This is a genomic window from Hasllibacter halocynthiae (assembly GCF_003003095.1).
GTDB lineage: Bacteria > Pseudomonadota > Alphaproteobacteria > Rhodobacterales > Rhodobacteraceae > Hasllibacter > Hasllibacter halocynthiae.
The window spans coordinates 583,576-606,141 of sequence record NZ_PVTT01000002.1 but is presented as its reverse complement, the minus strand read 5'-3'; the positions used below and the strand labels follow the sequence as shown (position 1 = coordinate 606,141).

Here is a 22,566-nt window from a genome sequence, read left to right as displayed (position 1 = left end):
GGGCGCGCGGCGCCGCGGGATCCGGACGTGTAAGGCGCGGCCGCATCCCTGGCTCTCTCCGTGATGGCCCGTGGCATGGCGATAAGCGGCCCCCGGGGCGCCTTCCATCCGTCCGCGCGGCGGCCGGGCCGCCGCCGTGGCCCTCGTGCCGCGCCGGGCGCGGCCTGGGCATGCGGACGCCTCCAGCGCCGCGCATCAGTCGAAGCCCAACCCGAGCGCGTAGAGCGCGGCGAACAGCGCCGGGCTGACGAGCGCGTAGCAGACCAGCCGGGCGAACAGCATCAGCCGGATCAGCGGCTGCAGGTTGGTCGCCGCGTCGAGGTTGCGCGCCACGACCGGGTCGATCACGAACGACAGCAGGATCGTCCCGATCCCGTTCACCATCCCCAGCATCTGAAGGATGATCGGCGCGTATTGCCGGTTCTCGAGCACCACGAGGTTGAGAAGGAAGATCGCCCCCCCGTAGAGCGCGTAGACGGTCACGCAGAACGCCGCCAGGCGGGGCGGCAGGGTGCCGTGCCCCGCCTCGTCCGCGTCCAGGGGCGGGCCCAGGGGCTGGTCCGGGGGCGGGCCCGCGTCCCCCGCCCGCCGCCCCGCCGCCGAGGCGATCGCCCGGTGCACCGCCTTTCCGCCCGACAGCTCGGACGCGAACGCGGTCGAGAAGGCGACGATCCGGCGCCTCAGCGCGTAGGCCGCGCCCACCGCCAGGGTGGCGGCGGCGTAGCTCGCGAAGATGGCGGCGTAGACCCCCGCCGGATCGCCGCGATAGACGAGAAGCCCCAGGAACGGCGGGTAGCAGAAGAAGAAGAGGCTCTTGCAGGCGTTGGCCATCTTCTCGATCGCGCCGCCCATCGCGTTCGTCCGCGCCATGGACGAGCCGACGCGCGTCAGGATCACGATCGTGTCCATGAAGACGAAGGCGGCGTAGAGCGCGGGGATGACCAGAAGGGGGATCACGGCCGGCTGCCCCGCGCCCCGCGCACGCAGAGGGCGAGGGGCAGGAAGACGAGGAACCGCCAGTACTGCATGTCCCCCGAGAAGAGCAGCCCCGTGCCGGAGAGGACGAGGACCGCGAGGCCGAAGCGGTCGCAGCGCCATGCGACGTAGGCGACCACCGCCCCGAACACCGCGAGCCCCGCGAGCCCGTGCTCCGCGAGGGTCTCGGCCACGAGGTTGTGGGGGTAGGTCGCGGGCCCCGCATGGGTCGCGATCGAGGAGTGGACGACCCAGTTCCCGCTTCCCACCCCGAACCAGGGATGGGACCCGAAGAGGAGGGCGGCGTCCTCGAGCATGAGCGCGCGCACGCCGACCGAGCCGAAGTCGCGGCCCTCGAGGCTCATCGTCGCGATACGGTAGATGGCGGTCAGCCGCTCGGGCAGGACGCCGTACTCCGCCGCGGCGAACCCCCCCGCGAGGAGCGCGGCGAGCAGGAAGAGGATCGAGCCGATCCGCCTCTCCAGCAGCAGGAAGAGCGCGCCGGCCAGCACCAGGGCCACCATCGGGCCCTTCGAGCCGCTCCAGACCACGGCCGCGGCGAAGGCCGCGACCGCGAGGGCCGCCCGCCGGCGTCCGCCCGGGGGCCCCTCGCATGCCAGGCGAAGGGCCAGCATCGCCATCAGCGCCATCATCCAGCCGAACACGATCGGGCCGTTGAGGAAGTAGCGCGTCCCCCGGTCCGTCAGGCCGAACGCCGCCTTGTGGAGCAGCGTGATGAAGAGCACGAGGAGGCCGGCGCGCACGACCCCCCGAAGGAAGCGGGGCCCGAACTCCTCCATGCCGTAGCGCCAGGTCAGGAAGACGATCGGGCCGGCGACCAGGAACCCGTCCACCTTCGCCAGCGCCAGGGCGGGGACCTCCGAGCGGGCGGACTGGACGATCAGGAACGCCGCGAGCGCCGCGAGGAGTGCCGCCGCGGGAAGGCCGACGGGCCACCGCCGCATCAGGTAGAGATAGGCCGCGAGGACCGCCAGCCACGCCGGCGCCAGGAGCGAGCGGGCCGAGCCGACCGGCTCGCCCAGGCCGAGCCCGCCGATGGCGAGCGCCAGATACGCCAGGAGCGCGGTGGCAGCCAGCATCGGGTCGACCGTCGCCGCCGCGGGCGCGCCGCGCCAGACGACCTCGCCGCCATGTCCGCCATGTCCGCGCGCACCCCCGCGCATCGGCGCGTCAGCCATGCCCCGGCGCCCCGCCCCGGGCGACGGCCCCCGTCCCGCCCCGGAACGCCGGTGGGGACGCGGCGGCTGCGCGGCGGTTCGCGATGGCCGGGAAGGGGCTCTTCATGGGATGGTCGTTCCGGTGCCAGCGCCGGGGCGTCCCATGCCCGGGCCAGGCGATCCCTAGCCGGACGGCGCGGGGGCGGGCCAGACGCCGGCGGCCCCGGCGGCCCCGGCGGCGGGCGCGGGTTGCGCGGGGGCCACGCAGGCATGCGCGCCGGCCACGGTCGCCCGCGCCAACCTGCCCGGCGGCGCGGCCGCCCGCATGGCAGCGCCCCCGTATCCCCGGCCCCTTCCCAGCCCCCCCGGGGCTTGCGCCGCCGGGTCCGGGCGCGCAGGGGGCGGGGATGCGCGCGGCCGCCGCCTTCGTCCGGGAGAACCTCCGCTGGCTCGCGGCGGGCGCGCTCCTCGCCTTCGTGTCCTCCTTCGGGCAGACCTTCTTCATCTCCGTCTTCGCGGGCGAGATCCGGGCCGCCTTCGCCCTCACGGAAGGGGAATGGGGCCGGACCTACGCCCTCGGCACGATCGCCTCGGCCGCGATCGTCGTCTTCGCGGGCGGGCTGGCCGACACGATGCCGGCGCGGCGCCTCGGCACGCTGGTCTTCCTGGGGCTGGCGGCGGCCTGCGCGTTCATGGCCGTGGTGCCCGCGCCTCTCCTGCCGCTCGCGGTGCTCTTCCTGCGGTTCTTCGGGCAGGGGATGTCCTCGCACCTCGCGGGGGTCACCATGGCGCGCTGGTTCACCCGGACGCGGGGCAAGGCCCTGGCCTTCGCCGGCCTCGGCTTCGCCCTGGGCGAGTCGCTGCTGCCGATGACCTTCGTGGCGGCGCTGCCGGCCTTCGGGGCGCGGACGCTCTGGCTTTCCTGCGCCGCGCTGGTCCTCGCGGCGATCCCCGTCCTGCGCGCCCTCCTCGCGGTGGAGCGGGACCCCCGCGCCCCGGGTCCCGGCGCGGCGGACGTTCCGGGCGCGGACGGGCGGCACTGGACGCGGGGCGAGGTGCTGCGCTCGCCGCTCTTCTGGACGCTCGTGCCCCTCCTCCTCGGGCCGCCTGCCTTCGGCACGGCGCTCTTCTTCCTGCAGGTGCACCTCGCGGCGGTGAAGGGCTGGACGCATCTGGGCTTCGTTGCCCTCTTCCCGGCCTACACGGCCGTCTCGGTCGCCGCCTCCGTCGGGGCGGGGGTGCTGCTCGACCGGATCGGCACGCGGCGGCTGATCTCCCTCGCAGCGGTCCCGATGGCGGCGGGGTTCCTGCTGATGGCGGGGGCCGCGACGCTGGCGGGGGCGACGCTTGCGCTGATGGCGACCGCCCTGACCACCGGGGCGAACCACACGGTCGTCGCCGCCTTCTGGGCCGAGCGGTTCGGCACCCGCCACCTCGGCGCGATCCGGGCGATGGCCTCGGCGATCATGGTCCTCGGCTCGGCTCTGGGGCCTTGGCTGACGGGGGCGCTAATCGACGCGGGGCACGACTTCCCCGCGCAGATGGGGTGGATCGCGCTCTACCTTCTCGGGGCGGCGGGGCTGGCGGCCGCCGGCCTCGCGCGGGCGGCGCCCGGGCGGGCCTAGAGGTCCACCCAGATCGGCAGGTGGTCGCTGGCGCGGTTGGCGGGCGCCTCGCCCCAGACGCCCGACCCCTTCGCCCGCAGGTCCGGCCCTAGGACGAAATGGTCCAGCGCCACCATGGGCCGCGAGGCGTGGAAGGTCGGCCCCGGCGTCACGTCGCTGAGCGCGTGGTAGGTGGTGCCGAGCAGCGGGTTCATCTGCCATTCGTTGAAGTCGCCGCCCATCACCAGCCGCTCGATGCCGAACCGCTCGGCCTCGCGGAGGATGACATCGACCTGCCGCCGCCGGTCCGCGCGCCGAAGGCCCAGATGGCACCCCGCGAGCAGCAGGTCCCCGACCCGCGCGATCACCGCGCCCCTCGGCTCGAGGCCCGGCAGGGTCAGGCGCGACAGGCACTCGGCCTGCAGCCCCTCGCGCAGCAGGATGGCGTTGCCGTGCCAGCCCAGCGACACCTCCGTGTCGGCGACGCGCAACCATTCCAGCCGTTCGTGCGCCTCGATCAGGCGGAAGGGCAGGGCGGCGGGGCGGGGCGCGATGCGCTTGTCGGCCTCCTGCAGGAGGACGACGTCGGGCGCGAGGTCGTCCAGCGCCGACAGGATCCGCGCGGGGCTGCGGCGCCAGTCGAGGCCCACTGCCTTGCGGATGTTCCAGGACACGATCCTCACGGGCGCTTCCCTTTCACAGCACGGGCGCGAAGAGGCGCGCCACCGGCGCGGCCGCCTTCAGCCAGAGGGGCATGGTGGCGGGGTCGGTGTCCAGGCGGCGGGCGCGGGCGAAGTCGCGCTCCAGCATGGCCTCGACGCGGGCGGCGAAGCCCTCGTCCTCGACCAGGACGGAGGTCTCGAAGTTCAGCATCACGCTGCGGATGTCGAGGTTCAGCGTGCCGATGCTGGCCACGTCGTCGTCCACGAGGAAGACCTTCTGGTGCATGAAGCCGGGCCTGTAGGCGTGGACCTCGATCCCCACCTGGTCGAGGTCGGCGAGGTAGTCGCGCGCGGCCAGCCAGGGCAGGCGGTGGTCGGCCTTCTCAGGGATCAGCAGGCGCACGTCCACGCCCCGCTTGGCGGCGAGCTGCAGCGCCGTCAGCAGGTCCGTGTGCGGCACGAGATAGGGCGAGGCGATCCAGAGCCGCCGCCGCGCCAGCCCGATCAGCGCGCAGACCAGGAGCGAGCCGCGCTCGAGCTCGTCGGTGGGGCCGGTCGGCACGAGGAGGGCGGGCAGCCCGTCCCCCTCCTCCGGTCTCTCGAGGTCGCCCGCGGGCAGCTCGACACCGTGCGAGGCCCATTTCCAGTCGTCAGCGAAGCTCTCGCGCAGGTGCCAGGCGACGGGCCCCTCGACGCGCAGGTGCGTGTCGCGCCAGGCGTCGAACTTGCCGCCGTCGACATATTCGCGCGCGGCGTTGATCCCGCCCGTGAAGCCGACGCGCCCGTCCACCACCACCGTCTTGCGGTGGTTGCGGTAGTTCAGGCCCAGCCGCCCCACGGGCCGGCTGGGGCCGTGCACGACATGGGCCTCGACCCCGCCCTCGCGCAGCGTCCGGAGGTAGCGGCGCGGAAGCCAGAGGCAGCCCAGCGCGTCGCAGAGGAACCGCACCCGGACCCCCCTGGAGGCCGCGGCGAGCAGGCGTTCGTGCAGCGCCCAGCCGATCTCGTCGGCACGCACGATGTAGTACTGGACGAGGACCTCCGTGCGGGCGGCCTCGATGGCCTCGAAGAGGGCGGGGAAGGTCTCGACCCCGTCGATCAGCAGGTCGGGATGGTTGCCCAAGGTGACCGGGAAGGGCGAGATCGCGTCCATCGTCGCCAGCCGCGACCAGTCCGGGCCCGTCGCGTCGGGGCCGGGGCTGGTCCGCGTCTCGACCGCGCGGCGGCGGCGCAGGTAGCCCCGAAAGCCGATGCGCCCGAAGATCAGGTAGCCCGGGATCGCGATGAGCGGGAAGCTGACGAGGAACACGACCCAGCCCACCGCGCCCTGCGGCGTCCGGGCGGTCGTGATCGCGGACCATGCGATCCCCGCCCCGACGAGGGTCAGCGCCGCCTGCCAGAGCGACAGCGGCACGAGGGCGTCCCAGATCCCCTCCATCACCGCCCCCGCCGCAGGTAGACGTAGAGCGCGCCGTCGCCCCCGTGGCGCCGGTGGGCGGGCATCACCTGCTGCACCAGCGCGGCGAGCGGCCCCTGCGCCAGCCAGAAGGGCACCTGCCGGCGCAGGGCCCCGCGCCCGCCAGCGGCGGCGCCGGCGCGGCCCTTGCCCGTGATGACGAGGACCAGCCGCCTGCCCTCGCCATGGGCGCGCGCCACGAACCCGAGGAGCGCGGGGTGCGCGGCGTCGAGCGTCATCCCGTGAAGGTCGATCCGCGCCTCGGGCCGCAGCGCCCCCCGCCGCAGCCGCCGCGCCTTCTTCGCGTCCATCGCCAACGACCCGGGGGACGGCCCAGGGGACGACCCGGGGGCGGCGAGGTCGGGGAACGGCCGGACCGCGGGGGCCTTCGCGCCGACGCGGAAGGCCGGCACCGGCGCGGGCCCCTCGGGGGCCGGGCGCACGGGCGAGGGCTTCGGGGCGCGGGGCCGGGGCGGGGCGGGGTGCATCCGCTCGACGCCGCTGGCCACGACCTCCCAGAGGGCGCGGTCCTCGGCGCTCAGCCCCTGGCGGCGGCGGCGGCTCACAGGCCGGTGTCCGGCGCCAGGGCGTAGGCCGCCCGCACCGGCAGCAGGGTCACCATCCGCCCGCCGTCGCGGACGCGCCCCGCCGCGAGGCCCGCCTCCGCCCCCGTGCCCCAGAAGATGTCGGCCCGCTGCGCGCCGCGGATCGCGCTGCCGGTGTCCTGGGCCACCGCGAGGCGCCGGATGGGCGCGGCGCCGTCCTTCTCGATCCAGACGGGCGCGCCGAGCGGGTGGTAGCCCGGATCGACCGCGATGGAGCGGTGCGGCACGAGCGAGAGGTTCAGCGCCCCCAGCGGGCCGAGCGCGGGGTCCACCTCCACCTCGCGGAAGAACACGTAGGAGGCGTTGTGCCGCAGCAGCGCGCGCCCCTCGTCGGGGTTGGTGCGCACGAAGGCCCGGATCACCTCCGCGCTGGCGCGATGCTCCTCTACGAGGCCGCGGCGGATCATCTCCAGCCCGACGGAGCGGTACTCGTGCCCGTTCTTGCCGCCATAGCCCACGCGCACCCCGCCCCCGCCCGGGAAGCGGACGCGGCCCGACCCCTGCACCTGCAGGAAGAAGAGGTCGACAGGATCCTCGACCCACGCGATCTCGAGGTTCCGCCCGGCGAGCGCGCCGGCCTCGATCTCGGCACGGGTCAGCCAGGCGCCGCCCTCGGGCAGCTCGGGCGGCACGGCGTAGAGCGGCACGTCGAAGCGCGCGGTCCGCCGGGGCGATCCCGCGAGCTCCGGCTCGTAATAGGCGGTGAACACGGTGCCGCCGCCCGGCCCGGCGGTCGTGAGGACGGGCCGGAAGAACGCCTCGAAGAAGGCCCGCGCTTGCGCCGGCTCGGTCCGGCGGGCGACGGCGCAGACGCCGTCCCAGTCCGGGCCCGGGGGGCGGTGGCAGGACGTCTGGAACACCGCGAGGGCCGCGGCGTGGTCGTCCCCGGCCCAACCGTCGAGCTCGTCGAAGCGCAGCATCTCGTGCCGGGGCGCGGTCTCGATCTCGGCCATGGCCCCTCCGCCCGCCCCCAGGCCCAGAAGCGCCAGCACCCCCGGCAGGAGCCATGCCGACGCCACCGGACGCTGCCTCAGCCGCCCGTCGCGACGAGCTGCCAGTTCGGATCGTCCGCGCCCATGCGCCGGGCGAAGGTCCAGATGTCGCGCTGGGGCGCTATGGTGTTGGGGTCGCCCTCCACCACCTCGCCCTCCAGGTCGCGCACCACGCTCGTCAGCTCGCCGACGAGGCGCAGCGTGATCTCGCCGACGCCGCCGGCCTCGTCCCACTCGGCGTCGTTCACGGCGATCTCGCGCAGGCCGACGAAGGTGGCGTCCACCCGCAGCCCCTGGTCGGCGCGCTGGTCGATCACCTCCTGGAAGGCCGCCGCGACGTCCTCGGAGAGAAAGCCGCGCACGGGCGCGAGGTCGCCGTTCTCGAAGGCCATGAGGATCATCTCGTAGGCCTGCTTGGCGCCTTCGAGGAACTCGCCCACGTGGAAGGAGGGCTCGGCCGCCTTCATGCGGGCCAGCGCCGCGGCGGCCGGGCTGCCCTCGGGGACGTGGTCCACGATGTCGGGATCGGGCCCGCCCTCGATCACCTCGAAGTCCGGGCGGCGCTGCGCCTCGGGGGCGGGACGCTCGAGGGGGGGCTTCTCGAACCCCTCGCGCGTGCCGAGGACCGATCGCAGCCGCAGGATGAGGAACAGCGCGACCCCGGCGAGGACCAGAAGCTGGATGACGGCGGCGTTCATGCGGGCGGGACCTCTCGCGGGGGGGGGTGAAACGGGCGGCGCGGGTCACATATCTAGGAAGGGCGCGCGGCCAAGTCCATGCGGCGCGCGCGCGCGAAGCGGCCGGGGCCGGTCCCCGCCGAGCGATCCCAGGCCCGCCCGGGCCGCCCCAGAGGACCCGACAGCACCGATGCCCCTCTTCCTCGTCTTTCTGATCGTGCCCATCGTCGAGATCGGCCTCTTCATCCAGGTCGGCGGCTGGATCGGCCTCTGGCCCACCCTCGGGATCGTGATCCTGACGGCGGCGCTCGGCGCGTGGATGGTGCGCACGCAGGGGCGGCAGGCGCTGGCGGGCGTGCGCGGCAGCCTCTCCAACCTCGAGGATCCGACCCGTCCGCTCGCGCACGGGGCGATGATCATCTTCTCGGGCGCGCTCCTGCTGACGCCGGGCTTCTTCACGGACGCGGTCGGCTTCGCGCTGCTGGTCCCGGCGGTGCGCGACTTCGTGATGCGCCGCGCGGGCCGGCGGATGACCGTGGGCGTGATGGGCGGCGCGGGGCGCCCGGCGCCCGGTGGCCGGCCGCGCCCGGCCCGGCGCCGGCCGGCCCCGTCCGGCGTGATCGAGGGCGAGTGGGAGGAGGCCGACCCCGCCGATCCCGTGGGCCCGGGCGCCGCCGCGGGCCCCCGCCCCGACCCCGGCACGCCCCCCTCGGGCTGGACGCGCCATTGAGGGCCGCCGGCCTGCCCGCTATAGCCCCGCCCGAGCACGCAAGGCACGCAACCCCACCAGGAGGCCCCATGGCCGAGAACGAGAACGGCGCCGCCACGGGCGCGGGCACGGACGCGACGACGGGAGGCCAGGGCCAGGGGGGGCAGGGGGGCGGCGAAGCGACGCAGCCCCAGCAGGCGGCCCCCACGATGAAGGTCCTGGGGCAGTTCGTCCGCGACCTCTCCTTCGAGAACATCCTCGCGCAGAAGGGCCTGAAGGGCGAGGTGCAGCCCGACATCCGCGTTCAGGTCGCCCTCGACGCCAAGAAGCGCCAGTCCGAGAACCAGTACGAGGTCGGCATGAAGCTGAACGTCGCGTCCCGCCAGCGGGACGGGGACGCGACGCTCTTCCTGCTCGAGCTGGACTATGTCGGCCTCTTCCAGGTCGAGGGGGTGCCGGAGAACCAGCTCCACCCGTTCCTCCTGATCCAGTGCCCGCAGATGCTGTTCCCCTTCGTCCGGCGCATCGTGCACGACGTCACCCGCGACGGCGGCTTCCCGGCGCTGAACCTCGAGCAGATCGACTTCGTCGGCCTCTACCGAAACCAGATCCTCGCGCAGCAGCAGAAGAAGGCGGCCGAGCAGCCCGCTTCCTGACCGCTGAGCCGCCCGGCGACATGGGCCCCGGCCCGCCGGGCGGCAGCTCGGACCGGCGCCGCACCGGGTCCGGCCAGAGGCCACGGGGCGGGCCGCCGACCGGCACGATGACCGCCGCGCCGCGGGCGCCGGCGGCCACCTTCGTGCCGTGGGCGCCGCCCGCCATGACGATCGCCGCATAGATCGGAAGCTGGAAGGACCGCAGCGCGGCCATGTCGCGCAGCAGCGCCGAGCGGAGCCGCCCCGCCCCATCACCCGGTCCCGCCAGAGGCCCGCAGGGCCGCGCCGTCGGCGCCATGAGCGGCACACCGATCGCCCGGCTCGCGGCGGCGACCTCGTCCCGGTCGTCCCCGCCACGAAGCGCTCGTCCAGGACGCCCGCGGCCGTGAAGAAGACGACCGGCGCCACCCGTGTCGGCGAAGAACCCCCCCTACCAGCGCCCGCCGCCGTCCAGCGTGGCCACGAAGGCGGCGTGCGCCTTCGCCTCGGCGTCCGTGATCCGGGGCGGCAGGGGCGTGGGCCGGGGCGGGGGGCGCCATGCGCCGCCCTCGCCCTCCTCGCGCCCGCCGGCGGCCAGCTCCAGCCCCGGCTGGCGGCCGCCGATCAGCTCGAGATAGACCTCCGCCAGAAGCTCCGAGTCGAGGAGCGCGCCGTGCTTCTCGCGCGCCGAGTTGTCGACCCCGAACCGCGCGCAGAGCGCGTCGAGGCTGTTCCTCGCGCCGGGGAAGCGCTTTCGCGCGATGGCCAGCGAATCGACCATCCGCCCGGGGCCCATCGGCGGGTGGCCGGCCCGGCGAAGCTCGGCGTTCATGAACTTGAAGTCGAACTCGGCGTTGTGCGCGACGAGGCGGGCGTCGCCCACGAACGCGATCCACTCGGCCGCGACCTCGGCGAACTTGGGCTTGCCGCGCAGGAACTCCGAGGACAGGCCGTGCACCTCGAAGGCGCCCTGGGGCATGTCCCGCTCGGGGTCGATGTACCGGTGGAACACGTTGCCCGTCGGCATGTGGCCCTTCAGCTCGATCGCGCCGATCTCGACGACGCGGTCGCCCGATTCGGGGTCGAAGCCCGTGGTCTCGGTGTCGAAGACGATCTCGCGCATGGGGCCTACCTAAGCGCCTCCAGCACCCGGCGCACCCCCTCGCGCGCGCGCTCCATCGTGGACGTGTCGATCACGAAGTCCGCCCGCGCGCGCTTCTCGGCGTCGGGCATCTGGCGCGACAGGATCACCGCCAGCCGGTCCTCGGTCATGCCCTCGCGCGCGAGGACCCGCTCGCGCTGGAGGGCCTCGGGGGCGCTGCACACGACCACGAGGTCGCAGCCCGCGTCGATCCCCGCCTCGAAGAGGAGGGGCACGTCGAGGATCACGTCGCCCGCCCGCGCGTCGATCCATTCCCGGCGGGCCTTCGCGACATGGGCGTGGATCTCGCCCTCGAAGGCCGCCAAGGCCCCCGCGTCCGACAGGAGGGCGGCGCGCAGCGCGGCGCGGTCGACCGCGCCGTCCCGGACCGCCTGCGGGAACCGGGCCTCGACCACCGGCACGCCCGCCCCGCCGGGGGCATAGAGGCGCCCGACCTCCGCGTCGGCGTCCCAGACCGGCAGGCCGGCCGCGGCGAACATCTCGGCGGTGGTGGTCTTGCCCATCCCGACGCTGCCCGTCAGGCCGACGATCCGGCCGGCGCGCGTCACCCGAAGCCCAGCGCGGCGCGGCGGGCGGCCTCGTCCACCATGGGGCGCTTGCCGAACCACCGCTCGAAGCCGGGCGCGCCCTGGTGGACCAGCATCCCCAGCCCGTCCACCGTGACGGCGCCGCCGGCCGCGGCCTCCTGCAGGAAGGGGGTGCGGAGCGGCGCGTAGACCAGGTCCATCGCCGCCGCGCCCGGCCCGATCCCGTCGAGCGGCACCCTGAGGGGCGGCTGGCCCGTCATCCCCAGCGAGGTCGTGTTCACCGCAAGCGCCGCGTCGTCGAAGATCGACCCCGCCCGGCCCCAGTCCACCACCGAGACGCGGGGCCCGAAATCCGCCCTCAGGGCGTCCGCCCGCCCGCGCGAGCGGTTGGCGACGCGCACCTCGGGCACGCCCGCCTCCAGCAGCGCGGCCACCACCGCGCGCGCCGCGCCCCCCGCGCCCAGCACCGCCGCCGGCCCCGCGCCCGGCGACCAATCCGGCGCGCCCTGCCGCAGCGCCTGGATGAAGCCGTGCCCGTCCGTGTTGTCCGCGTGGACCGTGCCGTCCGCGCGGAAGGTCAGCGTGTTCGCCGCCCCGATCAGCGCGGCGCGGTCGGTCACGTGCTCGGCGAGCTCCAGCGCCCGCTCCTTGAGGGGGACGGTCACGTTGACCCCCGCGAAGCCCAGGCCCGGCAGGACCCCCAGCACGCGGGCGAGGTCCTCATTCTCGACGTGGATGGGGACGTAGTGGCCGCGCAGCCCCAGCGACCGCAGCCAGTGCGCGTGCAGCGCGGGGCTTCGCGAATGCGAGACGGGCGCGCCCAGCACGCCGGCGAGGGGGATCCGGTCCGTCATGCCCCCACCTCGCCCCGAAGGCGCAGCCAGCGCAACAGCGCCGCCATCGGCATGCCGAGGATCGCCTCCCGCTCGCCCCGCACCTCCTCGAAGAGATCCTCCATCTCTTCGAAGAGGTAGCCCATGCTGCCCTCCAGCGCGGGCCGCCGCGCCAGGGCGCGCGCCTCCTCCGGCGCGAGCGGCCGCATCCTCAGCCGCACGGAGGAGACGTGCCGCCAGACCGGCGCGCCCCCCTCGCAGGCGACGGCGGCCGAGTGCAGCCGGTGATCGCGCCCCGAGAGGGCGAGGAGGCGCGCGGCGACGGCCTCCGCCCCCCGGACCTTGCCCAGCGCCTCGCCGCGAAGGTCCATCACCTGGTCCGAGCCGACCACCAACGCCTCCGGCCGCCGGCCCGCCACCTTGCGCGCCTTCGCCTCGGCCAGGGCGTCCGCCATGTCCCGCGGGCCCGCGCCCTCGGCCGCGAGGGCTGCGCGGACCGCCGCCTCGTCCACGCGCGGGGCCGCCGCCTCGAAGGGCACCCCCGCCTCCCGCAGCATCGCCGCGCGCGTCGCCGATCCCGAAGCCAGCACGATCACCTGTGGACGACCTCCGGACGAATCGTGGACGGGCGCGGACGGATCGGCGCCGGGGGGCGGTCCGTCCGCCGGTCCGCCCGTCCGTCCACCGCCGCCCACCGATTCCCCCACCTGTGGAAAGGACGGCTCCGCCGGTCCGCGGCGGGTGTGCCTTGAAGGCCGCACGGCGGGAACCTACATCGAACGTGCACTGGGTCCCTCGTTCCAAGGCCTTGGGGCGCAATCCGTTTCCCTATCGGCAACGTCACCGTGTCCCCGCTGCACAACCCTGTGGACGTGTAGCCAATCCACAACTCTGCGGCATCCCTACAACATCATCATCTCTATCTTCTCTTTATTATAGATAGGGGGCAGAGAGGCGGGGATGTTCCTCGATCTCCTCCAGGCGGCCTATCCTTGGACCAAGGCCTTCCACGTGATCGCGGTGATCGCTTGGATGGCGGCGCTGTTCTACCTGCCGCGCCTCTACGTCTACCACGCCGAGCGGGTGGGCGACCTGGGCCCCGAGACGGACGAGATGTTCCAGACGATGGAGCGGCTGCTCCTGCGGGCGATCATGAACCCCGCGATGATCGCCACCTGGGTCCTCGGCCTCCTCCTTGTCGCGACGCCGGGCGTGGTGGACTGGTCCCAGCTCTGGCCCTGGACCAAGGCCGCCGCCGTCCTCGCGATGAGCTGGTTCCACGGCTGGCTCGCCACCCGCCGGAAGGAGTTCGCCGCCGGCACGAACACGCGGGACGGCCGGACCTACCGCATCATGAACGAGGTGCCGACGCTTCTGCTGGTCGTCATCGTCCTGTCGGTGATCGTCCGCTGGTAGCCCCGGCGACGGCGACTTGACCCCCCGGCACCGCACGGGCTAACCCTTCCGCGACCGGCCGTCCTGGCCGCAAGGTCGCTTCCCAAACCCGGACCGCTGCGACGCGCCGTGACGGTGCGCCCGGTCCCGAGAGAGCACCCATGACCGAAGACACCCAGACCATCGACCGCGAGGTCGAGACCGAGGAAACCGGCGAGCGCCCCGTCGTGGACGAGCGGCTGAACCTCTCGGACCTCAAGGCCACCTCGCCCAAGGACCTCGTCCACTACGCCGAGGAGCTCGAGATCGAGAACGCCTCGACCATGAGGAAGGGGGAGCTGATGTTCTCCATCCTCAAGGAGCGGGCCGAGGACGGCTGGACCATCGGCGGCAACGGCGTCCTCGAGGTGCTGCAGGACGGCTTCGGCTTCCTCCGCGCGCCGGAGGCGAACTACCTGCCCGGCCCCGACGACATCTACGTCTCGCCCGAGATGATCCGCTCGAACTCGCTGCGGACGGGCGACACCGTGACGGGCGTGATCCGCGACCCCGGCGAGAGCGAGAACTACTTCGCCCTCACCAAGGTCGAGACGATCAACTTCGAGAAGCCCGAGAAGAACCGCCACAAGGTCGCCTTCGACAACCTCACGCCCCTCTACCCCGACGAGCGGCTGACGATGGAGATCGAGGATCCCACCATCAAGGACCGCTCGGCCCGGATCATCGACCTCGTCGCGCCCATCGGAAAGGGCCAGCGCGCGCTGATCACCGCGCCGCCGCGCACGGGCAAGACGGTCCTCCTCCAGAACATCGCCAAGTCGATCGAGACCAACCACCCCGAGTGCTACCTCATCGTCCTCCTCATCGACGAGCGCCCGGAGGAGGTGACCGACATGCAGCGGACCGTGAAGGGCGAGGTGATCTCCTCCACCTTCGACGAGCCGCCGACCCGCCACGTCGCCGTCGCCGAGATGGTGATCGAGAAGGCCAAGCGCCTGATCGAGCACAAGCGCGACGTGGTCATCCTGCTCGACTCGATCACCCGGCTGGGCCGCGCCTACAACACGGTCGTCCCGTCCTCGGGCAAGGTCCTGACGGGCGGCGTGGACGCCAACGCCCTCCAGCGGCCCAAGCGCTTCTTCGGCGCGGCCCGGAACATCGAGGAAGGCGGCTCGCTGACCATCATCGCGACGGCGCTGATCGACACCGGCTCCCGCATGGACGAGGTCATCTTCGAGGAGTTCAAGGGAACCGGCAACTCCGAGATCATCCTCGACCGCAAGGTGGCTGACAAGCGCGTGTTCCCGGCGATGGACATCCTCAAGTCCGGCACCCGGAAGGAGGATCTGCTGATCGACCCGAAGGACCTGCAGAAGACCTTCGTCCTGCGCCGCATCCTGAACCCGATGGGCACGATGGACGCGATGGAGTTCCTGATCGGCAAGCTGAAGCAGACCAAGACCAACGCTGACTTCTTCGACTCCATGAACACCTGAGGCCATGGGCGGCGACACGATCTTCGCCCTGGCCACGGCCCGGGGGAAGGCCGGCGTCGCCGTCCTGCGGCTGTCGGGGCCCGATGCCGCCGCGATGGCCGAGGCGCTGTGCGGCCCTCTGCCGCCGCCGCGTCGCGCCGGGCTGCGCGACCTGCGCCACGATGGCGAGCTTATCGACCGCCCGCTCGTCCTGCGCTTCGAGGCGGGCGCCTCCTTCACCGGCGAGGCGGTGGTCGAGCTGCACCTTCACGGCGCCCCCGTGATCGCGGACCGGGTGATGGACCTTCTCGAAGGGCAGGGGGCCCGCCCGGCCGGCCCGGGCGAGTTCACGCGCCGCGCCTTCGCCAACGGCACCCTCGACCTCCTGGAGGTGGAGGGCCTCGGCGACCTCCTCGACGCCGAGACGGAGGCCCAGCGGCGCCAGGCGATGCGCCTCGCCGGCGGCGACGCCGAGACGGTCCTCTCGCGCTGGAAGGACGCGCTGACCGAAGCCCTCGCCTGGTGCGAGGCCTCGCTCGAGTTCGACGATGGCGACATCCCCGAGGACGTCCGCCCGAAGGTTCGCGAGATCGTCGACCCCGTCCTCGCCGAACTGGCGGTAGAACGCCGGGGGATCGGCGCCGCAGAACGGATCCGCGACGGGTTCACCGTCGCCCTGATCGGCGCGCCGAACGTCGGAAAATCAACTCTAATCAACAAGATAGCAGGTCGGGAGATCGCGTTGGTCAGCCCCGAGGCTGGAACCACCCGCGACCGGCTGGAGGTGCCGCTCGACCTCCGGGGGCTCGCCGTGCGCCTCGTCGACACCGCCGGCATCCGCGAGGCCGACGGGGTCGAGCGTCTCGGCATCGACCGCGCGCTCGAGGTGGCGACCGAGGCCGACCTGCGCGTCTATCTCGGACCCCCGCCGCCGGACGCGCCCGAACCCCGTTCGGGGGACATCCTCGTCGCGGCCAAGGCCGACCTCTCCACCGTCCCGGACGGCGTCTCGGGCCTCACGGGGGAGGGGGTCGACCGCCTTCTGGACCGCATCGCCGGGACGCTTTCGCGACGTGCGGCGAGCTCGGGCACCTTCGCCCGCCGCCGTCACGCCGACCTCCTCGCGGCGTTCTCCGAGGCCATGGCATCCGTCATCGCCGCCCTCGAAGCCGACGCGCTGGAGATCGCCGCCGAAGGGCTGTGGTCCGCGCTCCACGTGCTTGACCGCCTCCTGGGACGGACCGATGTGGAGGACGTGCTCGACCGATTGTTTGCGAGCTTCTGCATCGGGAAGTAGATGTTTCACGTGGAACATTCATACGACGTCATCGTGATCGGCGCCGGCCATGCGGGGCTGGAGGCTGCGGACGCCGCCGCCCGTGCCGGCGCGCGCACCCTCGTCCTCTCGATGCGTGAGGGGGACTGGGGCGCCCTCTCCTGCAATCCTGCCATGGGCGGGGTCGGGAAGAGCCATCTCCTGCGGGAGGTGGACGCCATGGGCGGCGTGACCGCCCGCCTCTCCGACGGGGCCGCGATCCACTACCGCCTGCTGAACGCCAGCAAGGGGCCGGCGGTGCAGGGCCCCCGCGCCCAGATCGACCGCGCCGCCTATCCCCGGATCGTCCGGGACTACGTGAGGACGGCCGCCTTCGCCTTCCGCGCGGGGGAGGTGACGCGCCTCGTCCTGGCCGGCGGACGGGTGGCGGGCGTGGCCCTGTCGGACGGGTCCGAACTGCATGCTCCGGCCGTCGTGCTGACCACGGGCACCTTCCTCGGCGGGCGAATCCATATCGGCGACGTCAGCCGCGAGGCCGGCCGGATCGGCGACGACAGCGCGAGCATTCTCGCCGCGCAGCTGCGGGACGTCTTTCCGGGGATCGGCCGACTGAAGACAGGGACGCCGCCGCGCCTCGACGCGCGGACGATCGACTGGCCGCGCGTCGCGACACAGCCCTCCGACCCCGATCCGGTGTTCCTGTCCTTCGGGACAGACCGCATCCGGTGCGAACAGGTCGCCTGCGGCATCACCCAGACCAACCCCCGGACGCACGAGATCGTTGCGGACAATCTCGACCGCTCGGCGATGTATGGCGGGCGGATCGACAGCATCGGCCCGCGCTACTGCCCCTCCATCGAGGACAAGGTCGTCCGCTTCGCGGATCGCACCTCGCACAACGTCTTCCTCGAACCCGAGAGCCGGGAGACGGGGTGGATCTATCCCAACGGCATCAGCACCTCGCTGCCCGAGGACGTGCAGCGATCCTACGTCCGGACAATCGAAGGGCTCGAAGCGGCCGAGATCCTCCAGTCTGGCTATGCCGTCGAATACGACTTCATCCAGCCGACCGCCCTCGCGCCGACCTTGGAGGCGCGCGAGGTGCCCGGCCTCTACCTCGCCGGGCAGATCAACGGCACGACCGGCTACGAGGAGGCCGCGGCGCAGGGGCTTCTGGCCGGGGCTAACGCGGCCCTTCGTGTGGCGGGCCACGATCCGCTCGTGCTCGGGCGAGATCAGGCCTATCTCGGCGTCCTCGTCGATGACCTGACTACACGCGGCGTGACCGAGCCCTACCGGATGTTCACAAGCCGGGCCGAGTTCCGCTTGTCGCTTCGGCCCGACAACGCGGACGAACGGCTGACCGAGATCGCCGGGGCGGCCGGCCTCGTCACCGAGGCGGAAAGGGTGGCTGTCACGGATCGTCGGCGGCGTATCCGCGAAGGAAAGGGGATAGGCCGCGGCGAGCGGATCGCTCAGGAGGCGGAGCGCCTCTATCGGCCTTATCTCGAACGCCAAGCGCGTGCGGTGGAGGCTGCGCGGCGGGATCGGGACGTCGCCATACCCGTCGGGATCGACTTCGACCTCCCCGGCCTCTCGGGCGAGCTTCGCGAGAAGCTGACGCGGTCGGCCCCGAAGACCTTGGAAGACGTTCAGCGCATCCCGGGGATGACGCCCACCGCGGTTGCCCGAATCATGGCGGCGATCCGCAAGGCCGCCTGATGAATGTTCCACGTGGAACAATTCAGCGATACGCCGACCTCGTCCACCGTTGGAACCCCAGGATACAGCTCTTCGCACCGTCCGATCTAAACGCGTTCGAGACGCGGCATTTCGCAGACGGGTTGGAGCCGCTGACCTATGTCCCCGGCGGCGCGGAGCGCCATGTCGACTTCGGATCGGGCGGCGGAATCCCCCTCGTTCCCATGACGATCGCCATGCCCGGCCTCCACCATGTCGGCGTCGAGGCCGATCGCCGGAAGGCCGCGTTCCTGAATGCGGTTGCGCGGGAGTTGTCTCTGAACGTCGAGATCCGTGCCGAGCGGTTGGAGGACCTGGCACCGCAGGACGCCGACGTCGTCACCGCGCGCGCCTTCGCACCCCTGGTGCGGACGATCCCGCTTCTTCGCCGGCACCTCCGGGTCGGGGGACGGGCGATCCTGCAGAAGGGGCGGCGTTGGCGGGAAGAGGTCGAAGAGGCGAACGACGATCTCGACGCGTTCGAACTTCGGGACTATCCCACTGCGACATCCGGGGACGGCCGGATCCTCGTTCTGGACAGGATGCGTTGAATGAGCCGTGTGGTCGCGATCACCAATCAGAAGGGCGGCGTCGGAAAGACCACGACGACGATCAGCCTCGGCGCCGCACTGGCTGGGGAGGGGCGGTCGGTCCTGGTGATCGACCTGGATCCGCAGGGCAACGCTTCGACGGGCCTCGGGGTAATGCCGGAGGATCGCGACCTGACGACATACGACCTTCTGGTCGAGGGGGCGGACCTCGGGGATTGCATCGTCGGGACCGGAACGGCGAACCTGCGCATCGTCACCGGGACGGGCGACCTCTCCTCGGCCGACGTCGAGCTGATGGGCGAGCGGCGGCGCCTGCATCTTCTGGCGGATGCTCTGTCCGCGACCACGGACGACTACGTCCTCCTCGACTGCCCGCCCTCGCTAAACCTTCTGACGTTGAACGCGCTGACGGCGGCGGGATCGGTCCTGATCCCGCTGCAGTCTGAATTCTACGCGTTGGAAGGCCTCTCGCAGCTGATGCGGACGGTTCGTACGGTGCGCGAGGGGCCCAATCCCGCGCTGCGGATCGAGGGCGTCGTCCTGACGATGTTCGACGGCCGCAACAACCTCGCGCGGCAGGTCGAGCAGGACGTCCGGGCTGCGATGGGCGATCTGGTCTTCGGCACCCGCATCCCCCGCAACGTCCGGCTGAGCGAGGCGCCCAGCTTCGCCCAGCCGATCACCGAATACGACCCCCTCTCAGTCGGCAGCCGGGCCTACAAGGCCCTCGCGGCGGAGATGCTGAAGCGGCACGGATGGACGGAGGACGCGGCGTGAGCGAACGGAAACGCGGGCTGGGGCGGGGGCTTTCGGCCCTGATGGCGGATATCCCGGATGCCGGGCCGGACGGCGTGCCGGCCCGGCCCGACCGGGTGGTGGCCATCGAACGGATCGTGCCGAACCCCGACCAGCCCCGGCGACGCTTCGACGAGGACGCATTGGAGGAGCTCGCCGCGTCGATCCGGTCGAAGGGCGTGATCCAGCCCCTGATCGTGCGCGCCAAGGGCGAGGGCTATGAGATCGTCGCGGGCGAGCGCCGGTGGCGCGCGGCCCAGCGCGCGCAGGTCCACGAGCTGCCCGTCGTCGTGCGCGAGTTCGACGACACCGAGGTGCTGGAGGTGGCGATCATCGAGAACGTCCAGCGCGCGGACCTGAACCCCTTAGAGGAGGCGGCGGGCTACCGTGCGCTGATGGACCGGTTCGGCCACACGCAGGAGCAGCTGGCCGAGGCGATGGGAAAGTCGCGCAGCCATCTGGCGAACCTCCTGCGGCTTCTGAACCTGCCGGGGCCGGTGCAGCACATGGTGCGCGACGGGCAGCTCTCGATGGGGCACGCGCGGGTGCTGGCGGGGAACGAGAACGCGACGATCCTCGCGCATGACGCGGCGACGAAGGGCTGGTCGGTCAGGCAGTTGGAGGCCAAGGCCAAGGCCGCGGGCGGCGGCGGCACCGCCAAGCGCGGCGGGCAGGGGATCACGAAGCGGAAGGACGCGGACGTCATCGCCTTGGAGGAGGAGCTGTCGGGCGCCCTCGGGATGAAGGTCGAGGTCGAGACGGGCAAGGACGACAATGGCCGGGTGGTGATCCACTATGACGGGATGGGCGCGCTGGACGACCTCGTCGCCCATCTCGGCGTGTTCAGCCTAGGCGAGTAGCCGCGAGAGGATCGCGTTCAGAAGCGGGCGGCCCTCATCGGTCAGGCTAAGGCGGTCGCCTTCGCGGCGCAGGAGGCCGTCCCCGATCAACTCGGGCAGGCAGGCGAGGGGGGGACCGCCCAAGGCGTCGTAGCGGGCGAGGTCGACCCCCTCGCGCAGGCGCAGGCCCATCATCAGGAGGATCTCGGCCGGCTCGTCCTCGGGCAGGTGTACGGTCGCGCGCCCGGCTTCGGCGGCGTGGAGCCACTCGCCAGGGGCGAGGGGCGTCTCCGTCGCGATCCGTCGCCCGTCCAGCGTGAGGCGGCCATGCGCGCCGGGGCCGATCCCGGCCCAGTCGCCGCCGCGCCAGTAGGTCAGGTTGTGCCGGCTCTCCGCGCCTGGGCGGGCGTGGTTCGAGATTTCGTAGGCGGGCAGGCCATGGGCCTGCGTCACCTCCTGGGTGAGGTGCCAGAGGTCGGCCGCGCGGTCGTCGCCAGGCAGGCCGGGAAGCTTGCCCGCGTCGAACCGCGCGCCGAACGCGGTCCCGGCCTCGATCGTGAGCTGATAGAGGGCGAGGTGCGAGGGGTTCAGGCTAAGTGCCTGTTCCAGCTCTATTCTCCAGGCCTCGGGGGTCTGATCCTGGCGGGCGTAGATCAGATCGAACGAGGTACGGTCGAAGGATCGGCTGGCGATCTCGATGGTCCGCAGGGCTTCGGCGGCCGAGTGGAGGCGGCCGAGCCGCCTCAGGTCGGGATCCCGAAGGCTCTGCACGCCGATGGAGAGGCGGTTCACGCCCGCGTCGCGGTAGCCGCGGAAGCGGCCCGCCTCGGAGGAGGTGGGGTTCGCCTCCAGCGTGATCTCGGTGCCCTCGCCGATGCCCCAGGCGCGGTCGGCGGCGCGCAGGATGCGCGCGACGAGACGGGGCGACATGAGCGACGGGGTGCCGCCGCCGAAGAACACGGAAGTCAGGTCGCGGGGGCCGACGAGGGCGCGGTGCCGCGCGATCTCAAGCTCGAAGGCGGCGGCCCAGCGATCCTCGTCCGGGGGCGGGGCGACATGCGAGTTGAAGTCGCAATAGGGGCACTTGGCCGCGCAGAAGGGCCAATGGAGATAGAGGGCGAGCGCGTCCGTCAGGGCAGGAGGGCCTTCAGCTTGGCGAACGCGTCCGCGCGATGGGTCAGCGGCTCCTTCTCCTCGGGAGGCATCTCGCCGAAGGTGCGGTCGTGGCCGAGGGGGGTGAAGACGGGATCGAAGCCGAAGCCCTCCCCGCCCCTGGGGGGCCAGGTGAAGTGCCCTTCGGCGCGGCCTTCCACGATCTCGTCGTGCCCGTCCGGCCATGCGAGGCAGAGCGTGGCGCGAAAACGGGCGGGCCAGGGGGCGGGGGCGCCGGCGGCGAGGATGGCGTCGTGGGCGCGGGCCATCGCCGCGGTGAAGTCGCGGCGGGCGCTCTGGTCCGCGCCGGTCCCGGTCTCGGCCCAGTCGGCGGTGCGGACGCCCGGCGCGCCGCCGAGCGCCTCGATCTCGATCCCCGAATCGTCCGAGAGGGCGGGCAGCCCGGTGGCCGACGCCGCGGCGAGGGCCTTGATGCGGGCGTTGCCCTCGAAGGTCCCCTCGGTCTCAGCGGGTTCGGCGAGGCCGAGCGCGGCGGCGCCCGCGGCCTCGATCCCGTGGGGGGCGAGGAGGGCGGCGATCTCGCGCAGCTTTCCCGAGTTGTGCGTGGCGATCACCAGGCGTCCGGGGGCGAGCCTGCGCGTCACGAGACAGCGGCGAGCTGCGCCTGCGTCAGGTCCCTGCCGCCCGCGAGCGCCATGTCGAGGAGGGCGTCGAGCTCGGCCCGGGTGAAGGTCTTGCCCTCGGCGGACATCTGCAGCTCGATCAGGTCCTCGCCCTGGAGGACGAAGTTGCCGTCGACGTCGGCCTCGGAATCCTCGGGGTAGTCGAGGTCGGCCACGGGCGTGCCCCGGTAGATGCCGCAGGAGAGGGCCGTGACGGGCGTGCCGAGCGGGTCGTGCGGCAGCTCGCCCGACGCCATCAGGCCGTTCACGGCGAGGCGCAGCGCGACCCAGCCCCCGGCGATCGAGGCGCAGCGGGTGCCGCCGTCGGCCTGCAGCACGTCGCAGTCCACGGTGATCTGACGCTCGCCCAGGGCGGAGCGGTCGGTGCCGGCGCGCAGGGCCCGGCCGATCAGGCGCTGGATCTCCTGCGTGCGGCCCGACTGCTTGCCGGCCGCCGCCTCGCGCCGCCCGCGGGTATGGGTGGCCCGGGGCAGCATCCCGTACTCGGCCGTGACCCAGCCCAGGCCCGAGCCCTTGATCCAGCGCGGCACGGACGGCTCGACCGAGGCGGTGCAAAGGACGTGCGTGTCGCCCATGCGGATCAGGCAGGACCCTTCGGCGTGGCGGGTGAACCCCGCCTCGATGGAAAGGGGGCGGATTTCGGCGGGCTGGCGGCCGGAGGGGCGCATGAGGTCGTCCTTTCAG

The 22,566-nt window shown here is 72.9% G+C and carries 24 protein-coding genes and 1 pseudogene; 10 read left to right on the top strand and 15 right to left on the bottom strand.

From position 1 onward, the window contains the following. Nucleotides 1-195: 195 nt before the first annotated feature. Together BCF33_RS09850 and BCF33_RS09845 are read right to left on the bottom strand one after the other, a co-directional pair. A complete protein-coding gene (locus BCF33_RS09850) occupies nucleotides 196-957 on the bottom strand; it encodes a DUF2837 family protein (protein ID WP_106160760.1) in 762 nt (253 codons plus the stop codon). After that, a complete protein-coding gene (locus tag BCF33_RS09845) occupies nucleotides 954-2,174 on the bottom strand; it encodes an O-antigen ligase family protein (RefSeq protein WP_106160759.1) in 1,221 nt (406 codons plus the stop codon). The genes BCF33_RS09850 and BCF33_RS09845 overlap by 4 nt, the downstream gene beginning before the upstream one ends. Before the next feature lie 386 nt (nucleotides 2,175-2,560). Between BCF33_RS09845 and BCF33_RS09840 the strand changes: the two genes are divergently transcribed. Then, nucleotides 2,561-3,778, top strand: a complete 1,218-nt coding sequence (locus BCF33_RS09840) for an MFS transporter (RefSeq protein ID WP_106160758.1) — start codon at nucleotides 2,561-2,563, stop codon at nucleotides 3,776-3,778. Here the strand turns inward: BCF33_RS09840 and BCF33_RS09835 are convergent. The 5 genes from BCF33_RS09835 to BCF33_RS09815 all read right to left on the bottom strand — a co-directional run bounded on the left by BCF33_RS09835 (nucleotide 3,775) and on the right by BCF33_RS09815 (nucleotide 8,170). After that, complete coding sequence (locus BCF33_RS09835) at nucleotides 3,775-4,440, bottom strand: endonuclease/exonuclease/phosphatase family protein (protein ID WP_106160757.1); 666 nt, start codon at nucleotides 4,438-4,440, stop codon at nucleotides 3,775-3,777. The genes BCF33_RS09840 and BCF33_RS09835 overlap by 4 nt on opposite strands. A 13-nt stretch (nucleotides 4,441-4,453) precedes the next feature. Next, nucleotides 4,454-5,857 carry a cardiolipin synthase gene (cls, locus tag BCF33_RS09830; protein ID WP_106160756.1) on the bottom strand — a complete coding sequence of 468 codons (1,404 nt, stop codon included), beginning with the start codon at nucleotides 5,855-5,857 and terminating at the stop codon, nucleotides 4,454-4,456. Beyond that, nucleotides 5,857-6,441: a Smr/MutS family protein gene (locus BCF33_RS09825; RefSeq protein ID WP_245883806.1), complete on the bottom strand. Its 585-nt coding sequence runs from the start codon at nucleotides 6,439-6,441 to the stop codon at nucleotides 5,857-5,859. The genes cls and BCF33_RS09825 overlap by 1 nt, the downstream gene beginning before the upstream one ends. Further along, a complete protein-coding gene (gene mltA, locus BCF33_RS09820; protein WP_106161557.1) occupies nucleotides 6,438-7,433 on the bottom strand; it encodes a murein transglycosylase A in 996 nt (331 codons plus the stop codon). Before mltA ends, BCF33_RS09825 begins: the two co-directional genes overlap by 4 nt. Nucleotides 7,434-7,510: 77 nt before the next feature. Further along, nucleotides 7,511-8,170, bottom strand: coding sequence for a Tim44/TimA family putative adaptor protein (locus BCF33_RS09815; protein ID WP_106160755.1), 660 nt, complete (start codon nucleotides 8,168-8,170; stop codon nucleotides 7,511-7,513). Nucleotides 8,171-8,339: 169 nt separating this feature from the next. On the opposite strand from BCF33_RS09815, the gene BCF33_RS09810 reads away from it, so the two are divergent. Together BCF33_RS09810 and secB are read left to right on the top strand one after the other, a co-directional pair. After that, nucleotides 8,340-8,879 carry an FxsA family protein gene (locus tag BCF33_RS09810; RefSeq protein WP_106160754.1) on the top strand — a complete coding sequence of 180 codons (540 nt, stop codon included), beginning with the start codon at nucleotides 8,340-8,342 and terminating at the stop codon, nucleotides 8,877-8,879. 68 nt (nucleotides 8,880-8,947) lie between these two features. Then, on the top strand, nucleotides 8,948-9,514 hold the full coding sequence (gene secB / locus BCF33_RS09805) for a protein-export chaperone SecB (RefSeq protein ID WP_106160753.1): 567 nt from the start codon (nucleotides 8,948-8,950) through the stop codon (nucleotides 9,512-9,514). Here the strand turns inward: secB and alaE are convergent. The 5 genes and pseudogenes from alaE to BCF33_RS09780 all read right to left on the bottom strand — a co-directional run. Continuing rightward, a pseudogene (gene alaE / locus BCF33_RS14545) lies at nucleotides 9,396-9,833 on the bottom strand (L-alanine exporter AlaE); the annotation flags it as partial. The gene secB and the pseudogene alaE overlap by 119 nt on opposite strands. A 111-nt stretch (nucleotides 9,834-9,944) precedes the next feature. After that, nucleotides 9,945-10,616, bottom strand: coding sequence for a DNA polymerase III subunit epsilon (gene dnaQ, locus BCF33_RS09795; RefSeq protein ID WP_106160752.1), 672 nt, complete (start codon nucleotides 10,614-10,616; stop codon nucleotides 9,945-9,947). A 5-nt stretch (nucleotides 10,617-10,621) separates the two neighbouring features. Further along, entirely contained in the window at nucleotides 10,622-11,203 is a 582-nt protein-coding gene (coaE, locus tag BCF33_RS09790; RefSeq protein ID WP_245883805.1) for a dephospho-CoA kinase, read from the bottom strand. Then, a complete protein-coding gene (locus BCF33_RS09785; RefSeq protein ID WP_106160751.1) occupies nucleotides 11,200-12,036 on the bottom strand; it encodes a shikimate dehydrogenase in 837 nt (278 codons plus the stop codon). The genes coaE and BCF33_RS09785 overlap by 4 nt, the downstream gene beginning before the upstream one ends. Next, the gene (locus BCF33_RS09780) at nucleotides 12,033-12,611 is read right to left on the bottom strand and encodes a Maf family protein (RefSeq protein ID WP_245883804.1); all 579 of its coding nucleotides are present in this window, start codon (nucleotides 12,609-12,611) and stop codon (nucleotides 12,033-12,035) included. The genes BCF33_RS09785 and BCF33_RS09780 overlap by 4 nt, the downstream gene beginning before the upstream one ends. 364 nt (nucleotides 12,612-12,975) lie before the next feature. Here BCF33_RS09780 and hemJ point away from each other — a divergent pair, with 364 nt between their 5' ends. From hemJ to BCF33_RS09745, 7 genes are all read left to right on the top strand, one after another. After that, the gene (hemJ, locus tag BCF33_RS09775) at nucleotides 12,976-13,431 is read left to right on the top strand and encodes a protoporphyrinogen oxidase HemJ (protein ID WP_106160750.1); all 456 of its coding nucleotides are present in this window, start codon (nucleotides 12,976-12,978) and stop codon (nucleotides 13,429-13,431) included. A 206-nt stretch (nucleotides 13,432-13,637) separates the two neighbouring features. Beyond that, complete coding sequence (gene rho, locus BCF33_RS09770) at nucleotides 13,638-14,906, top strand: transcription termination factor Rho (protein WP_245883838.1); 1,269 nt, start codon at nucleotides 13,638-13,640, stop codon at nucleotides 14,904-14,906. A 4-nt stretch (nucleotides 14,907-14,910) separates the two neighbouring features. After that, nucleotides 14,911-16,182, top strand: a complete 1,272-nt coding sequence (mnmE, locus tag BCF33_RS09765; RefSeq protein ID WP_106160748.1) for a tRNA uridine-5-carboxymethylaminomethyl(34) synthesis GTPase MnmE — start codon at nucleotides 14,911-14,913, stop codon at nucleotides 16,180-16,182. Further along, complete coding sequence (gene mnmG, locus BCF33_RS09760) at nucleotides 16,183-17,883, top strand: tRNA uridine-5-carboxymethylaminomethyl(34) synthesis enzyme MnmG (protein ID WP_106160747.1); 1,701 nt, start codon at nucleotides 16,183-16,185, stop codon at nucleotides 17,881-17,883. Then, nucleotides 17,883-18,452 carry a 16S rRNA (guanine(527)-N(7))-methyltransferase RsmG gene (rsmG, locus tag BCF33_RS09755; protein WP_106160746.1) on the top strand — a complete coding sequence of 190 codons (570 nt, stop codon included), beginning with the start codon at nucleotides 17,883-17,885 and terminating at the stop codon, nucleotides 18,450-18,452. The genes mnmG and rsmG overlap by 1 nt, the downstream gene beginning before the upstream one ends. After that, the gene (locus tag BCF33_RS09750; RefSeq protein WP_106160745.1) at nucleotides 18,453-19,229 is read left to right on the top strand and encodes a ParA family protein; all 777 of its coding nucleotides are present in this window, start codon (nucleotides 18,453-18,455) and stop codon (nucleotides 19,227-19,229) included. Next, the gene (locus BCF33_RS09745; RefSeq protein WP_425432766.1) at nucleotides 19,226-20,107 is read left to right on the top strand and encodes a ParB/RepB/Spo0J family partition protein; all 882 of its coding nucleotides are present in this window, start codon (nucleotides 19,226-19,228) and stop codon (nucleotides 20,105-20,107) included. Before BCF33_RS09750 ends, BCF33_RS09745 begins: the two co-directional genes overlap by 4 nt. Here BCF33_RS09745 and hemW read toward each other — a convergent pair. Genes hemW through rph form a run of 3 tightly spaced genes read right to left on the bottom strand, consistent with a single transcriptional unit; the run spans nucleotide 20,096 to nucleotide 22,550 of the window. Beyond that, nucleotides 20,096-21,220, bottom strand: a complete 1,125-nt coding sequence (hemW, locus tag BCF33_RS09740) for a radical SAM family heme chaperone HemW (RefSeq protein ID WP_106161551.1) — start codon at nucleotides 21,218-21,220, stop codon at nucleotides 20,096-20,098. The two genes, BCF33_RS09745 and hemW, sit on opposite strands and share 12 nt — an antisense overlap. After that, nucleotides 21,217-21,843 (bottom strand): non-canonical purine NTP pyrophosphatase, encoded by a 627-nt coding sequence (locus tag BCF33_RS09735; protein ID WP_106160743.1) that lies wholly within the window; start codon nucleotides 21,841-21,843, stop codon nucleotides 21,217-21,219. Before BCF33_RS09735 ends, hemW begins: the two co-directional genes overlap by 4 nt. After that, nucleotides 21,840-22,550: a ribonuclease PH gene (gene rph, locus BCF33_RS09730; protein ID WP_106160742.1), complete on the bottom strand. Its 711-nt coding sequence runs from the start codon at nucleotides 22,548-22,550 to the stop codon at nucleotides 21,840-21,842. Before rph ends, BCF33_RS09735 begins: the two co-directional genes overlap by 4 nt. Nucleotides 22,551-22,566: the final 16 nt, after the last annotated feature.